This is a genomic window from Saccharothrix variisporea (genome assembly GCF_003634995.1).
In the GTDB taxonomy this organism is placed as follows: domain Bacteria; phylum Actinomycetota; class Actinomycetes; order Mycobacteriales; family Pseudonocardiaceae; genus Actinosynnema; species Actinosynnema variisporeum.
The window spans coordinates 3,452,134-3,466,807 of record NZ_RBXR01000001.1 but is presented as its reverse complement, the minus strand read 5'-3'; the positions used below and the strand labels follow the sequence as shown (position 1 = coordinate 3,466,807).

Annotated in this window: 12 protein-coding genes; 10 read left to right on the top strand and 2 right to left on the bottom strand. The window is 74.0% G+C overall.

The genetic code is table 11. From position 1 onward, the window contains the following. Nucleotides 1-66 precede the first annotated feature (66 nt). From DFJ66_RS15265 to DFJ66_RS15250, 4 genes are all read left to right on the top strand, one after another. The gene (locus DFJ66_RS15265) at nt 67-1,425 is read left to right on the top strand and encodes an NYN domain-containing protein (protein ID WP_170199417.1); all 1,359 of its coding nucleotides are present in this window, start codon (nt 67-69) and stop codon (nt 1,423-1,425) included. Nucleotides 1,426-1,735: 310 nt separating this feature from the next. Then, on the top strand, nt 1,736-2,770 hold the full coding sequence (locus tag DFJ66_RS15260; protein ID WP_121221916.1) for a C40 family peptidase: 1,035 nt from the start codon (nt 1,736-1,738) through the stop codon (nt 2,768-2,770). Nucleotides 2,771-2,835: 65 nt separating this feature from the next. Continuing rightward, on the top strand, nt 2,836-4,131 hold the full coding sequence (locus tag DFJ66_RS15255) for a hypothetical protein (RefSeq protein WP_147459275.1): 1,296 nt from the start codon (nt 2,836-2,838) through the stop codon (nt 4,129-4,131). Between the two features lie 10 nt (nt 4,132-4,141). After that, a complete protein-coding gene (locus DFJ66_RS15250) occupies nt 4,142-5,272 on the top strand; it encodes a glycosyltransferase family 4 protein (RefSeq protein ID WP_211351180.1) in 1,131 nt (376 codons plus the stop codon). Here the strand turns inward: DFJ66_RS15250 and DFJ66_RS15245 are convergent. Next, on the bottom strand, nt 5,259-8,168 hold the full coding sequence (locus tag DFJ66_RS15245; protein WP_121221909.1) for an AfsR/SARP family transcriptional regulator: 2,910 nt from the start codon (nt 8,166-8,168) through the stop codon (nt 5,259-5,261). The genes DFJ66_RS15250 and DFJ66_RS15245 overlap by 14 nt on opposite strands. A 321-nt stretch (nt 8,169-8,489) precedes the next feature. Then, a complete protein-coding gene (locus tag DFJ66_RS15240; protein ID WP_121221906.1) occupies nt 8,490-10,298 on the bottom strand; it encodes an AMP-dependent synthetase/ligase in 1,809 nt (602 codons plus the stop codon). A gap of 111 nt (nt 10,299-10,409) precedes the next feature. On the opposite strand from DFJ66_RS15240, the gene DFJ66_RS15235 reads away from it, so the two are divergent. The 6 genes from DFJ66_RS15235 to DFJ66_RS15210 all read left to right on the top strand — a co-directional run bounded on the left by DFJ66_RS15235 (nt 10,410) and on the right by DFJ66_RS15210 (nt 14,654). Beyond that, nucleotides 10,410-10,790: a polyketide cyclase / dehydrase and lipid transport gene (locus DFJ66_RS15235; protein ID WP_211351178.1), complete on the top strand. Its 381-nt coding sequence runs from the start codon at nt 10,410-10,412 to the stop codon at nt 10,788-10,790. 11 nt (nt 10,791-10,801) lie between these two features. Next, nucleotides 10,802-11,590, top strand: a complete 789-nt coding sequence (locus DFJ66_RS15230; protein WP_121221902.1) for a metallophosphoesterase family protein — start codon at nt 10,802-10,804, stop codon at nt 11,588-11,590. A 154-nt stretch (nt 11,591-11,744) separates the two neighbouring features. After that, nucleotides 11,745-12,182 (top strand): SRPBCC family protein, encoded by a 438-nt coding sequence (locus DFJ66_RS15225; protein WP_121221900.1) that lies wholly within the window; start codon nt 11,745-11,747, stop codon nt 12,180-12,182. Beyond that, nucleotides 12,179-13,369 carry an ArsA family ATPase gene (locus DFJ66_RS15220; RefSeq protein ID WP_121221898.1) on the top strand — a complete coding sequence of 397 codons (1,191 nt, stop codon included), beginning with the start codon at nt 12,179-12,181 and terminating at the stop codon, nt 13,367-13,369. The genes DFJ66_RS15225 and DFJ66_RS15220 overlap by 4 nt, the downstream gene beginning before the upstream one ends. Continuing rightward, nucleotides 13,369-13,689: a hypothetical protein gene (locus DFJ66_RS15215; RefSeq protein WP_170199415.1), complete on the top strand. Its 321-nt coding sequence runs from the start codon at nt 13,369-13,371 to the stop codon at nt 13,687-13,689. Before DFJ66_RS15220 ends, DFJ66_RS15215 begins: the two co-directional genes overlap by 1 nt. Further along, a complete protein-coding gene (locus DFJ66_RS15210) occupies nt 13,683-14,654 on the top strand; it encodes an ROK family glucokinase (RefSeq protein WP_121221896.1) in 972 nt (323 codons plus the stop codon). The genes DFJ66_RS15215 and DFJ66_RS15210 overlap by 7 nt, the downstream gene beginning before the upstream one ends. The last annotated feature ends 20 nt before the right edge of the window (nt 14,655-14,674 follow it).

Below are 14,674 nucleotides of genomic sequence, written 5' to 3'. Positions count from 1 at the left end.
CCATTGCGTGGAGTCGCAGGTGAGACGCGGTCGGTGTGGGGAACGGCGGGGCCATACCCTGTACGGGTGCAAGACCCGATAGCGCCGCCCGACGAGCCCGTCACCGGGGAGACCGGAGAGCCGGACGCGCCCGTCGAGTCCACTGTGGACTGGGGGGTGCTGCCGGAACCCCTGCGCGCCCGGCTGGCGGAGTTGAGTGCGGACGCCCTCGGTGAGCTGGCCAAAGTCGACGTGCCGCAGCAGTTGCGGGCGGTGGCGCGGTTCGCGCCTACCAAGCGGGCTCGGTTGGGGGCGCCGGTCCTGCTCAACGGGTTGAAGAGCTCTTCCGCGTTCCGGGCGGCCGTGGTCGAGTGGTTGCAGCGCAACCGGCCGGCGGCGCTGGAGACCACGGCACCCGATCCGGTGGCCGCCGGCGCGGCGGCGATCCTGCAGAACGAGGAGATCGCCGCGCACTACGTCGAGTTGGTCACCCGCCGCGCCACCGAGGCGCACCTGCGGTCCGAACGGGACGCCGCCGTGCAGCGCGCCGAGCGGCTGGAGCAGGAGATGGAGCGGCTGCGGGCCGAGCGCGCCGAGTCGACCGGGGTCGCGGACAAGATCCGCGAGGAGGCCGAGGTCGAGCTGGAACGGCTGCGCAAGCGCCTGCGCGAGCAGGGCGTGCGGTTGCGGGAGGCCAAGGACGCCGCCGAGTCGGCCAAGGCCCAGGCGGACCGGGTGCGGGCGGAAGCGGAGGCCGAGGTGCGCCGGCTCGCCGCCGAACGGGACCGGGAGCGCGAGCGCGCCGAGACCGAGCGGGCCAAGGCGCAGCGGGCCGAGGCGGACGCCGAGGTGGCGCGCCAGTCGGCCAAGGAGGCCCGCCAGGCCGACGAGGTGCGGCTGGCGCTGCTGGTGGACACCCTCGACGGCGCGGTCAACGGCCTGCGCCGGGAACTGGCCCTGGGCGGCGCGGGGCCGCGTCCGGCGGACCTGGTGCGGGGCGCGAGCGCGGCGCAGGGCGCGGTGGGGCGGGTGGAGGACCCGGCGGCGTTGGACCGGCTGCTGGCGCTGCCCGCGGTGCACCTGATCGTGGACGGCTACAACGTCACCAAGACCGGCTACCCCGAGCTGTCGCTGTCCGACCAGCGGGACCGGCTGGTGCACCAGCTCGCCGTCCTGGCCGCCCGCACGGGCGCGGAGGTGACGCTGGTGTTCGACGGGGCCGGCGTGGTGGCCGTGCCGACCAGCGCGCCGCGCGGGGTACGGGTGCTGTTCAGCGATCCCGGCGTGCTGGCCGACGACGTCATCCGCGCGTTGGTGACCGCCGAGCCGGAGGGCCGTCCGGTGGTCGTGGTGACCTCCGACCGGGCGGTGGCCGACTCCGTCCGACGGCGGGGCGCGCACCCCGTGCCCTCGGCGGTCCTGCTCGCCCGGTTGGGTCGGGTGTGACACGCGTCGTGTTTTTCACACCACGGGCGGTGACACCCCGAGGTCACGGGTGGACCGTTCGGGGAAATCGGTCAACCGCAACGCGTTTTCCCACCCCGCGGGTGGACGTGGGGGCTCACCTTTCGTAACCTAGCCGAGATCTCGCGGCGGGCAGTCGTCCAGCCTGGACGGCGACGCGAGTTCACCGCCGAATCGGCCTGTCGGGGTGCCGAGCCGGGACCACGTGAGTGTGTGACCACTGTCGGGTGGCTGCGCGTGCGCGCGCCCGACCGGTAGGCGGTTAGAAGACCGTTAGGAGTGACACGCGACTGTGGCGTCGCAACGACTCAAGCGCGGTGTGCGCGGGGCGATCGCGGCCACGGCGGTGGCCGCCGCTGCGGTGGGCCTCACTGCGCCCGTTCCCGCAGGCGCGCAGCCGAACACGGCTTCCGACGCGCTGAAGAAGTACAACGAGCTGGCCGAGCAGGCCACCAAGCTCAACGAGGAGCTGCTGCGCGCCGAGGAGGCGCGCGACAAGAACCAGGCCGAGCTGGACCAGGCCAACGCGCTGCTCGCCCAGGCGGGCGCGGCCGGTGAGCAGGCCCGCAAGGACGAGGAAGCCTTCCGCGTCCAGGTCGACAAGCTCACCGAGGCCTCCTTCGAGGGCGCGCGGTTCAACCAGCTGTCGGCCCTGCTGGTCAGCGACTCGCAGCAGGACTTCCTCAACCGCATGTCGGCGCTGGGCGTGCTCGCCGCGGACAACAACGAGGCCCTGGACAAGCTGTCCGGCGCCGTGCAGGCCGCCGAGCAGGCGCGCAGCACCGCCGCCGAGGCCCAGAGCAAGGCGCAGCACGCGACCGACGAGGCCGCGAAGATCGCCGAGGACATCAAGAAGCGCCAGGGCGAGCTGCAGGGCCAGATCGACGAGGTCAAGACCCAGCTCAACCGCCTGACCGCGCAGGAGAAGGGCATCCTGAAGGACCCGGGCGACCTGTCCAGCGTCCCCGTGCCGGCGGGCAAGGCGGGCGAGGCGCTGGAGTTCGCGCTGGCGCAGCGCGGCGACATGTACAGCTACGGCGCCACCGGCCCGGACTACTGGGACTGCTCGGGCCTGACGATGATGTCCTACGCGTCGGCGGGCGTGTCCATCCCGCGCACCTCCAACGGCCAGGCGGGCGCCGGTCGCCCGATCAGCCGCGGCGAGGTCACGGCGGGCGACCTGATCATCTACAACGGCGGCAACCACGTCGCCATGGCGGTGGACAACGCGCGCGTGGTGCACGCGTCCACCGACGGCGTGCCGGTCAAGATCGTGCCGCTGGAGTCCCCGGGCTCCATCTACGCCATGCGTCGCATCGCGGGCTGACAAGCGTGCTCGGCAGGGCCATCCTCGTGAGAACGGGGGTGGCCCTGTTCGACTTCAGGAGGCACGTGGGACGGCTACTGGGCGGCTGGGCTCGCGCCGGTCGGTTGGCGCTGACCCTGGTCGTGGCGTGCACCTTCCTCACCGGGCTGGGGTTGGCCGTGACCCCGGCCGAGCCGACCGCGCCCTCGCCCACGGCGGTTGCCGCAGACCCGCGCGAGCAGGGCGTTCACGACCTCCTCGCCCGTCGGGCGAAAGCGCTGCTGGAGCGGGACGAGCGGGCGTTCACGGCCGACCTCGACCCGGACGCCGATCCCGCGTTCGTCCGTCGCCAGCGGGAGCTGTTCCGCAACCTCGCCGCCGTGCCGCTGGCCGAGTGGGAGTACCGGCTGGAGGGCGAGACGAACCTCGCCGGCATCACGCCGCCCGCCGCCGACGCGGTGTGGGCGCCGGACGTGCGGCTGGTCTACCGGCTGCGCGGCGTGGACGTGGTGCCCAGCACGCAGACGATGGCCTACCTGTTCACCAAGCGCGGCGACCGCTGGTACCTCAACTCCGACACCGCCCTGGAGCCGCTGGGCAGGCGCACCTGGCGCGGTCCGTGGGACTTCGGGCCGTGCCACGTGCTGACCGGCACCGGCGGGTTCGTGCTCAGCCACCCCGGCGGGGAACCGCTGGCGGCGCGCGTGCTGGCCGAGCTGGACGCGGCCGTGGACACGGTGACCCAGGTGTGGGGTCCGGCGTGGTCGCGGCAGGTGGCCGTGCTGATCCCGACCAACGCCGACGAGATGCGCGCCCTGGTCGGGCCGGGGTTCGCCGACGGGTCCATCGCCGGGGTCGCCGTGGCCGACCGGGTGGACGTCGAGACCCACACCGCGCAGGGCCAGCGGGTCGTGCTCAACCCCACGGGCGCGAGCGTGCTGTCGCCGTTGGCGCTGCGCGTGCTGCTGCGCCACGAGATCACCCACGTGGCCGCGCGCGGCGAGACCGTGGACGGCGCGCCCATGTGGCTGCTGGAGGGCTTCGCGGACTACGTGGGCTACCGCGGCTCCGACGTTCCGCCCCGCAAGGCCGCGCCCGCGCTCGCCGCGCAGCTCCAGCGGGAACTGCCCGCCGCGCTGCCCTCCGACGCGGACTTCCGCGGCCCCGGCATGGAACTGGCCTACCAGCAGTCGTGGTCGGTCAACCTGTACCTGGCCCAACGCCTGGGCGAGCCGGGCCTGGTCAGCCTGCACCGGAGGATCGCGGGCGCGGGCCGGGTGTCGCCGGAACGCCTGGACGCGCTGGTCCTGGAGACCACCGGCGAGGACCTCGCGGGCCTGGTCCGGGGCTGGCAGCAGTTCCTGCGGGCGGCGTTCCCGTAACGTGGGGCGCGTGCGTCGGACCCTGCTGGTGACCAACGACTTCCCGCCCCGGCCCGGAGGCATCCAGGCCTACCTGCACGCCCTGGCCACGCGGCTGCCGAACCTGGTGGTGTACGCGCCGTCGTGGGAGTCGCCGTCCGGTTCGCACCCGGAGTTCGACGCGGAACAACCGTTCCCGGTGGTCCGCCACCCCGGGACCCTGATGCTGCCCACCCCGGACGTGCTGCGGCGGGCGTCGGAGATCATGCGGTCGGAGCGCTGCGAGGCGGTGTGGTTCGGCGCGGCGGCCCCGCTGGCGCTCTTGACTCCCTGGCTGCGCGACGCCGGCGCGGCACGGGTCGTGGCGTCCACGCACGGCCACGAGGTCGGCTGGTCGATGCTCCCCGCCGCCCGGCAGTCGTTGCGCACGATCGGTTCCTCTGTGGACGTCGTCACCTTCGTCAGCCGCTACACCCGGTCCCGCTTCGCCGCCGCCTTCGGCCCGATGGCGGCGCTGGAACACCTGCCGTCCGGTGTGGACACTTCGGTCTTCGCCCCGGACCCGGTGGCGCGGTTGGACATCCGCTCCCGGTACGGCCTGGGTGACCGCCCGGTGGTGGTGTGCGTGTCGCGGTTGGTGCCCCGGAAGGGTCAGGACGTGCTGGTCCGGGCGCTGCCGGAGATCCGCCGCATCGCCCCGGACGCGGCCCTGCTGCTGGTGGGCGGCGGCCCGTACCGGAAGTCGTTGCAGCGCTTGGCTTCCTCGGTGGGGGTCGAGGAGCATGTCGTGTTCACCGGGTCGGTGCCGTGGTCGGAGCTGCCGGCGCACTACAACGCGGGTGACGTCTTCGCCATGCCGTGCCGGACGCGGGGGCGTGGGCTGGACGTCGAGGGTTTGGGGATCGTGTACCTGGAGGCGTCGGCTACCGGTCTTCCCGTCGTGGCAGGCCGGTCGGGCGGTGCGCCGGAGACCGTGCGGGACGGCATCACCGGGACCGTCGTGGACGGACGGGCAGTCGCTTCGGTGGCCGCCGAGGTGGGCCGGCTCCTGGCGGACCGCGACCTGGCCGCGAAGATGGGCGAGGCCGGTCGGGACTGGGTGACCCGGGAGTGGCGCTGGGACGACCTGGCCGCCCGCTTGGCGACCCTCATCGACGGCTGACCGGGTCCTCCAAGGCCTGGAGGGTGGCGGCCAGCTCGGTGCGGGCCTCGGCTTCGACGAGCTTCAGGCCGTGGGACGTGGCCAGGTCCACCGCTCGGGTGGCCAGGGCCTTGGCCTCCACCGGTTCGCCCCTCAGCCGCCGCACGCCCGCCAGGCCGACCAGGGCGTTGGCCTCGCCGAACCGGTAGCCGATGTGGCGGGCCTTGGTCAGGGCCTGCTGGTACTGCTCGTCGGCGGTGCGGAGGTCGTTGCGGGCGCGGTTGGTGGCGGCCAGGACGATGAGCACGTTCGTGGTCGTGCGCTGGTCGCCGTCCTCGGACAGCTCCGCCAAGGCCCGGTTCGCCAGGTTCAGGGCCGTGTGGTGGTCGCCCAGGTCCAGGTGGACGGCGGCGGCGGTTTCCAGGGCTCGGGCGGTCGACTCGGGGAAGCCCGCGTCCTTGCTCAGGCGCAGGGCCTCGTCCAGGTGGGACAGGGCGCGGTCCGGTTCGCCGCGCAGTCTCGCGGTCAGGCCCAGGAGGGTTCTCGCCGTGATCTCGGCTGCCTGGTGGCCGCGTTCGACGCTGATCGCCAGGGCCTCGCCGAGCAGGTCTTCGGCCTCGGTCAGCTCGCCGGTGTCGAGGGCCAGCACGCCCAGGCCGGTGAGGACCGCCGCCTGGCTCTTCGTGCAGCCGGACTCGCGGGTCAGGGCCAGGCACGTCTCCAGGTCGTTGCGGGCGCCCGGGAGGTCGCCGGCGTCCAGGCGCACCAGGCCCAGGCTGCCGCGCACGCCCGCTTCGGAGTGCTGGTCGCCGGCGGCGCGGTGGAGTTCGACGGCCCGGTCGTAGTGGGCGATCGACGTGGGGAAGTCGCCCAGCCGCCAGTACAGGGTGCCCAGGTTCTGGTGCATCGCGGCCTGACCCGCGCGGTCGCGGTGCGCCGAGGCCGCGTCCAGGCCGGTGCGGGCGGCGCTGAGCCACTCGGTGACGTGCTTGCCGATCCACAGGTAGCCGCGCAGGCCGTCGGCCAGGCGCCACGACACGTCCGCCGGGCCGTGCTCCGCGGCCGACCTGATGGCGGCGGTGAGGTTGGGGCGTTCGGCGTCCAGCCACGCCCTGGCCTGGGCGGCGGTCTCGATCCGGGGGAGTCGGACCGGGGTGTCGTCGGACGGGGGCAGGCGCATCAGGTCCGGGTAGAGGAGCTCCGCGCAGTGGTCCACGGCCCGGACGTAGAAGCGCAGCAGGCGCACCCGCGCGGCGGCGGCGTCCTCGGCGGACGCGGGTGGGCCGGTCAGGGCCTCGTGCCGGCGGTACCGGCCGCCGTGCGCCTGGACCAGACGGGCGGCGGCCAGGCGGTTGAGCAGGCCGGCGGCGGCGTCCGCCGGGATGTCGGCGGCGTTCGCGGCGGCCTCGGCGGTGACGTCCGGCCCCGGCACGACGTGGAGGAGGCCGAACAGGCGCCGCGCGGGCTGGGGCAGGGCGTCGAGGGCGGCGTCGACGGGGTGGCGGTCGCCCAGGCGGTGCAGGAACCGGGTCACCGGGCCGTCGCCCACGGCCGCCGCCGCGACGCGCAGGGTCAGCGGGAGGCCGCCGCAGCGCTGTGCCAGCTCCCGCGCGGCCGGGCCGGTGTCGCCGAGCAGGTCCAGGGACTCCTCGGTGCTCAGCACGTCGAGGGCCACCCGGCGGGCACCGTCCACGGCGATCAGGCCGCGCAGGTCGTCCCGACTGGTCACCAGCACCGGGCAGTCGGCCGTCCCGGGCAGCAGCGGCCGCACCTCGTCGGGCGCGGCGGCGTCGTCGAGGACCACCAGCATCCGGCGGCCGGCGAGCAGCGTGCGGAACAGGGTGCCCTGCTCGTCCACGTCGACCGGGATCTGCTCGGGCGGCACGCCCAGGGCGCGCAGGAACCGGGTCAGCACGTCCGCCGTCGCCGGTCCCCGGCCCGCGCCGCGCAGGTCCGCGTAGAGCCGGCCGTCCGGGAACCGGTCGCGCAGCCGGTGGGCCACGTGCACGGCCAGCGCGGTCTTGCCGACCCCGGCCGGTCCGGTCAGCGCCACCACGGGCACGGCGGTGCCGGTCGGGGCGATGAGCTCGGTGACGCGGGCGACGGCGTCGGCCCGGCCCGCGAAGTCCGGCACGTCCGGCGGGAGCTGGTCGGGCACGTCCGGGTCGGGCGGTCCGCTCGGGGCGGCCAGCGCCGGGTCGCCGACCAGGATCGCCCGGTGCAGCGCCCGCAGCTCGGGGCCGGGGTGCGGGGCCTCCCGGAACGCCTCCAGCGCCTCGGCCTGCCGGCTGCACCGGTAGAGCGCGGTCATCAGCTGCGCCCGGAACCGCTCGCGCTGCGGGTGGTCGGCGGTCAGCGCGCGCAGGGCGGGCACCAGGCGCTCGTGGTGGCCCAGCGCGAGCTCGACGTCGTTGCGCTCCTCCTGGACGGTCAGCAGCCGCTCGGCCAGCCGCGGGGCTTCGTCGCGGCGCAGCGCCTCGGAGGGGACGTCGGCCAGCGCCGGCCCCCGCCACAGCGCGAGCGCGTCGGCGTAGAGGTCGGCGGCGCGGGCGGTCTCCCCGGCCAGCGCCGCCCGCCGCGCCAGGCCCGCCGCGGTGGTGAACCGGTGCACGTCCACCTGCTCCGGCGACACCGCGAGGCGGTAGCCGTCGGCGGTGGTGCGGATCAGCGAAGCGTCCCCCAGCAGTTGGCGCAGCCGCATGACGTAGGTCTGGAGGGTGCCCCGGGTCCGGGCCGGCGGGTCGTCGCCCCACAGGAACCCGACCAGCTCCGCCACGGCCACCACCCGGCCCGCACGCAGGGACAACGCGGCCAGCAACGCCCGGTGCTTGCCCGCGCGGACCGGCACGGGACGGTCCCCGATGCGCACGTCGAGGGGGCCGAGCAGCCCGAACCACGGACCCGACCCGACAGCCATCCCGTCCGTTCCCCGCCCTCCGCGCGTGGCCGCTGACGGCCCGTGTCATCGCCGCGTCAGCGATACGACAGCGCGCTCCGGCAGTCTTGAGCACGTCCCGGTTGGGGGACCGGGACAACAGAACTTCTCGAATCCGCGCCAGCGGATAACGAACACTGGGGGTCGAGTGGCCCGCACCGGTTCCGGTGCGGGCCACTCGTCTGTTCCCGGGCCACTGTAGCGCTGATCACACCGCTGTGGTCTCAATTGGTGGCGAATCGGGTCCCGGTGCGCGGTGTCCCGCCGACCGCGTGGTGCCGATCGACGGGACCGGTGCGTCCGTCAGGCCGAGTAGATCGCCTCGATGTCCTGCTTGTACGTGCTGGCCACGACCGCGCGGCGCAGCTTGAGGCTCGGGGTCATCTCGCCGCCGGCCTCGGTGAAGTCCACCGGCAGGATGCGGAACTTCTTGATCGCCTCCGCCTTGGACACCGCCTGGTTGGCCTCGTCCACCGCCGCCTGGATCTCCGCCCGCAGCGTCTCGTCCTCGATCAGGTCCGCCACGGACGCCGACGCCGGCTTGCCGTTCTGCTCCTTCCACGCCGGGAAGAACTCCGGGTCGATGGTGATCAGCGCGCCGATGAACGGCTGCGCGTCGCCGACGACCATGCACTGGCTGATCAGCGGGTGCGCCCGGAGGCGGTCCTCCAGCACGGCGGGGGAGACGTTCTTGCCGCCGGCGGTGACGATGATCTCCTTCTTGCGGCCGGTGATCTTGAGGAAGCCGTCGTCGTCGAGCTCGCCCAGGTCGCCGGTGTGGAACCAGCCGTCCTCCAGGGCGTCGCCGGTCGCGGCCGGGTTGTTCCAGTAGGACCGGAACACGACCTCGCCCTTGATCAGGATCTCGCCGTCCTCGGCGATGCGCACCGACGTGCCCGCGACCGGCCGGCCCACCGTGCCCACCCGGAACGCCGACTCGGTGTTCACGCACGCCGCCGCGCTGGTCTCGGTCAGGCCGTAGCCCTCCAGCACCGGCACGCCCACGCCCCGGAAGAAGTGCGCCAGCCGCTCGCCCAGCGGAGCGCCGCCGGACACCGCCGCGATGCACCGGCCGCCCAGCGCCGCCTGGAGCTTGGAGTAGACGAGCTTCGAGAACACCGCGTGCTTGACCTTCAGGCCCAGCCCCGCGCCGCCGTTCGACTGGGCCTGGCTGTAGGCCACGGCGGTCGCCTCGGCGGCGTCGAAGATCTTGCCCTTGCCCGCCGCGTGCGCCTTCTGCTTCGCGCCGTTGTAGACCTTCTCGAACACGCGCGGCACGGCCACCACGAACGTCGGCCGGAACGACTGGAGGTCCTCGACCAGGTTCTTCACGTCGGCGGTGTGGCCCAGCGTCACCCGCGTGTAGAAGCCGCACAGGGCGATCGCGCGGGCCAGGATGTGCGCCAGCGGCAGGAACACCAGCAGCGAGCCGCCGGCCTGCATGAGCTGCGGGAACGCGGCGATGTCGGCGCGCACCTCGGACAGCAGGTTGCGGTGGGTGAGCTCGCAGCCCTTGGGGCGGCCGGTGGTGCCGGAGGTGTAGACGATCGTCGCGGTGTCGTCGGCGCCGACCTCCTTGCGCCGCGCGCGGGCGTCCTCGTCGGACACCGACGCGCCCAACGCGGTCAGCTCGTCGATCGCGCCCGCCGAGTCGCCGTCCGGGCCGTCGATGGCCCACACGTTGCGCACCTCGGGCAGGCCCGCGACCACGGAGTCGACGGTCGCGCGGTGCGCCGCGGTCTCCACGATGATGGCCTTGGCCGCCGAGTCGGACAGGATCCACTCGACCTGCTCGGCCGAGGAGGTCTCGTAGATCGGCACCGTCACGCCACCCGCGTGCCAGATGGCGAAGTCGAGCAGGGTCCACTCGTACCGGGTCTTGGACATCAGGCCCACCCGGTCGCCGGGCCCGACGCCCGCCGCGATCAGACCCTTGGCGACGGCCAGCACCTGGGCGGCGAAGTCGCGGGCGGTCACGTCCACCCAGGTCCCGTCGACGCGGCGGCGGAAACTGACGGCGTTGCCGAAGCGCTCCGCGTTGGCCCACACCATGTCGGTGAGGTTCTCCTCGGCGGCCACGGTCGCTGTGGCCGGGACGCTGAACTCGCGCACGTCAACCTCCGGACGGTTGTTTGTTACCGGTGAGGCAACTTAGCGTGTGATTCCGGCGATAAACAGGCCGGAGGTCGGTTCCGTGACCGTGTCGTGGCACTCTTCCCACCCGTGCCGAGCGTTGACGTGGTGGACGAGACTTTCCTCGCAGTGCCTCCCGAGGTGGTCGTGAGCGCCTTCGCCGAGCCCTCCTCCTGGGCCCGGTACTGGCCCGACCTCATTCTGGACGTCTACCTCGATCGGGGCATCCAGGGACTGCGCTGGACGGTGGCGGGGGCGTTGGTCGGAACGATGGAGGTGTGGCTGGAGCCGGTGCTCGACGGCACCCTCCTGCACTACTTCCTGCGGGCCGACCTGCGCGGTGAGGCCTCGCCCAAGCGGGTCCGGCAGGAGGTGCGCCGCCGCCAGCTGGCCGCCAAGGAGGTCTCCCTGGGCCTCAAGTTGACCTTGGAGGCCGGCCGGGCTCCCGGGGTGCCGCCCGCGCTGCCGTAGATTCGGCACTCGTGCGGGTACATGTCGTGTCGGACGTCCACGGCAACGCCGAGGCCCTCGCCCGGGCCGGCGACGGCGCGGACGCGCTGGTGGTCCTGGGTGACCTGGTCGACTTCGTGGACTACTACGACCACGGCAAGGGCATCCTCGGCCGGGTCTTCGGCGCGGAGAAGGTCGAGGTGTTCGCGCGGCTGCGGCGCGGCCGGATGGGCATGGAGACCGTCCGGTACATGCGCTCGCTGTGGGAGAGCATCGAGGACCCGGCGACCGTGGTGCGCGAGGCCGTGCAGGAGCAGTACGCCGAGCTGTTCGCGGCGATGACCGCCCCCACCTACGCCACGCCGGGCAACGTCGACAGCCCCGACCTGTGGCCGTCGTTCGCGCGCGAGGGCGTGCACGTGCTCGACGGCGAGTCGGTGGAGATCGGCGGGCTCCGGTTCGGGTTCGCGGGCGGGGCGATCATGTCGCCGGGGTACGTGCGGCGGCCGGGTGCGCCCTGGTACCCGTACCTGCGGACGGACGACGAGTTCGGGGCGGCGCTGGCGGGGCTGGGCGAGGTGGACGTGCTGTGCACCCACGTGCCGCCGGCGGTGCCGGAGCTGACCTACGACGTGGTGGCGCGGCGGCCGGAGCTGGGGTCGGTGTCGCTACTGGAGATGATCCGGAAGGTCGGCCCGCGGTGGTCTGTCTTCGGGCACGTCCACCAGCCGCTGTCGAAGCGGGTCCGGGTCGGGTGGACCGAGTGCGTGAACGTTGGTCACTTTCAGCGAAGCGGCACGCCCCACGTGTTGCGATGGTGAGGCCGCGTCGGCTTGTCGGGTCGCGTTCCGCTCCGATCACGCTTCTCGATCGGAGCGGAACGCCACCCGACGAGCCGACTTCAGGCGGCCTCACCCGCGACGCCGGAGGCGGCGCAATCCAACACAGCGAGAACTACCGGGTAGCCTCCCGGCTATGGCCGACGAGTCCACCCAGTCCATCGTGATCGACGCTGAGCCCGCGAAGATCCTCGCGGTGATCGCCGACTTCGCCGCCTACCCGGAGTGGGCCAACGGCGTGAAGCGCACCGAGGTGCTGGAGACCGGGGCGGACGGGTACGCGGCGCAGGTCAAGTTCAACATCGACCAGGGGCCGATCAAGGACGAGTACGTGCTGGCCTACGACCAGTGGTCCGAGCAGCGGGTCTCGTGGCACCTGGTCAAGGGGCAGATGCAGAAGTCCCAGGAGGGCAGCTACGCCTTCACCCCGCGCGGCGGCTCGACCGAGGTCACCTACACCCTGTCGGTGCAGCTGGTCGTGCCGATGATCGGCCTGTTCCGCCGCAAGGCGGAGAAGATGATCATGGACACCGCGCTCAAGGAGCTCAAGCGCCGGGTGGAAAACGCTGGATGAGCGCACGCCTGCTGCTGTTCACCGGTAAGGGCGGGGTCGGCAAGACGACCTTGGCCGCCGCGACCGCCGCCGCGCTGGCCGCCGGCGGGCGCAAGGCGCTGGTCGTGTCCACCGACCCGGCGCACTCCCTGGGCGACGCGTTCGGCGTGCCGCTGGGCGGTGCCGTGTCCGAGGTGGACGCCGGCCTGCACGCCGCCCAGATCGACCCCCGCGCGCTGGTGGACGACGCCTGGCGCGAGCTGCGCGGCCACCTGCGGACCGTGCTCGCGGGCGCGGGCGTGGACGAGCTGGACGCCGAGGAGCTGACCGTCCTGCCGGGCGTGGAGGAGCTGCTGGCGCTGGCGGAGGTGCGGCGGCTGGCCGGGACCGGGCCGTGGGACGTCGTGGTCGTGGACTGCGGGCCGACCGCCGAGACGCTGCGGCTGCTGGCGTTGCCCGAGGCGCTGGGGTCCTACCTCGAACGGCTGTTCCCGACGCACCGGCGGGTCGTGCGCGGGCTGCTGGCGGGGCTCGCGGGCAGCACGTCCGTCGAGCGCTGGGACGCCACCGCGGACGCCCTCGGGCGGCTCGCGGAGAGCCTGGAGCAGCTGCGGGCGTTGCTGACCTCGGAGGCCACGAGCGTGCGGCTGGTGCTCACGCCGGAGCGGGTGGTCGCGGCCGAGACGCGCCGGACGGTGACCGCGCTGGCGTTGCAGGGCATCCGCGTGGACGGCGTGGTGGCCAACCGGCTGGTGCCGCACCCCGGTGCGGCGCGCGGCGCGGCGGCGACCTGGATGCGGACCCGGCGGGCCGAGCAGGACGCGGTGCTGGCGTCGCTGGCGGACCTGGGTTCGGTGCGGTGCGTCGAGCACCGGGCGGGCGAGCCGGTGGGGCTGCCGGCGCTGCTGGAGATCGCCGCCGGCCTGTACGGGGAGACCGACCCGCTGGCGGGGACGGCAGCGGAGGGGCCGCTGGTCGACGTGGTGCGCGTCGGCGACGAGTACGAGCTGCGGCTGGCCGTGGCGGTGGGGGATTCGGACCTGGACCTGGTCCGCGTCGGCGACGACCTCGCGGTGACCGTGGACGGGCGGCGCAAGCTGGTCGCGCTGCCGTCGTTGCTGCGGCGGTGCGAGGTGGTCGGCGCGGAACTGGACGAGACCGGGTTGGCGGTGCGCTTCCGCCCCGACCCCGACCTCTGGATGCGGTGATGGACGCCAAGCTCGCCGAAGAACTGCGCCTGCTGCTGGACGCCGCCGCCGAGCGCGCCCAGCCGTGGCTGCACAAGCTGTCCGCCGAACCCGGCGACCACGACCCCGGGACGTGCGGGTGGTGCCCGCTGTGCAACGCCGTCGCGCTGGTGCGCGGTGACCGGTCGGAGCTGGCGGCACGGGCCGCCGAGCACGTGGCCGGGTTGATCGCGGTCCTGCGCGCGGCGCTCGCCGAACCCGCACCGGAATCGCCGGAGGAGCCCGCTCGGACCCGGGTGCAGCGGATCCCCGTGGTGCGGAAGGGGTCGACGCCTTGCTGACCGTCGGCGTCGACGTCGGCGGGACCAGCGTGCGGGCCGGGGTCGTGAACGCGGACGGCGCCGTCCTGGACACCGCGCGGGCCGCGACCCCGTCCGGCGAGGAGGCGTTGGAGGAGGCGATCGGCGCGGCCGTCGCCGAGGTCGCGTCACGGCACAAGGTGTCGGCGGTGGGCTTGGCGGTGGCCGGGTTCGTCGCGCCCGACCGGCGGACCGTGCGGTTCGCGCCGCACCTGGCGTGGCGGCAGGCCCCCGTGGCGGACCGGATCGCGGCTCGCGTCGGGATGCCGGTGGTGCTGGAGCACGACGCCAACGCGGCGGCCCTGGCCGAGCACCGCTTCGGCGCGGCGCGCGGGGCCGGGATCGCGGTGCTGGTGGCGATCGGGACCGGGATCGGTGGGGCGCTGCTGATCGACGGCAAGGTCTTCCGGGGTGCGCACGGGGTCGCGCCGGAGCTGGGGCACCTGCGGTTGGTGCCGGACGGGCGGCCTTGCCCGTGCGGCAAGAACGGGTGCTGGGAGCGGTACTGCTCCGGGACGGCGTTGACGACGACCGCGGTCGAGCTGCTGGCCCGGCACCCCGGCGTGTCGACGTTGATGGCGCGGGAGGCCCTGGGCGACTCGCGGGCCGTGACCGGTCGGCGGGTGGCGGCGGCGGCGCGGGACGGCGATCCGCTGGCGAAGCGGGCGATGGCCGACCTGGCGCGGTGGCTCGGCGAGGGGCTGGCGCTGGTGGCGGACGTCTACGACCCGGAGGTCGTCGTGATCGGCGGCGGGGTCTCGGAGTCCGCGCCGCTGTTCCTGGACGACGCCCGGGAGCGGTACGCGGCCGTGGTGACCGGGGCGGGGCATCGGCCACTTGCCCGAATCCGGACGGCGCAACTGGGCGACGACGCCGGCATCGTCGGGGTAGCGACGTTGGCCCGGGAGTTGGCACCCACCCGCACCGCGCGCAACGGCCGCCGCTGAGAGGTTCGAAGGCGCAGGTC

Excerpts from the sequence above, each read along its gene's own strand:
- DFJ66_RS15220 (WP_121221898.1), top strand. The coding sequence starts at position 12,179 with ATGAGCGCACGCCTGCTGCTGTTCACCGGTAAGGGCGGGGTCGGCAAG.
- DFJ66_RS15245 (WP_121221909.1), bottom strand. The coding sequence starts at position 8,168 with ATGGCTGTCGGGTCGGGTCCGTGGTTCGGGCTGCTCGGCCCCCTCGAC.
- DFJ66_RS15225 (WP_121221900.1), top strand. The coding sequence starts at position 11,745 with ATGGCCGACGAGTCCACCCAGTCCATCGTGATCGACGCTGAGCCCGCG.
- DFJ66_RS15215 (WP_170199415.1), top strand. The coding sequence starts at position 13,369 with ATGGACGCCAAGCTCGCCGAAGAACTGCGCCTGCTGCTGGACGCCGCC.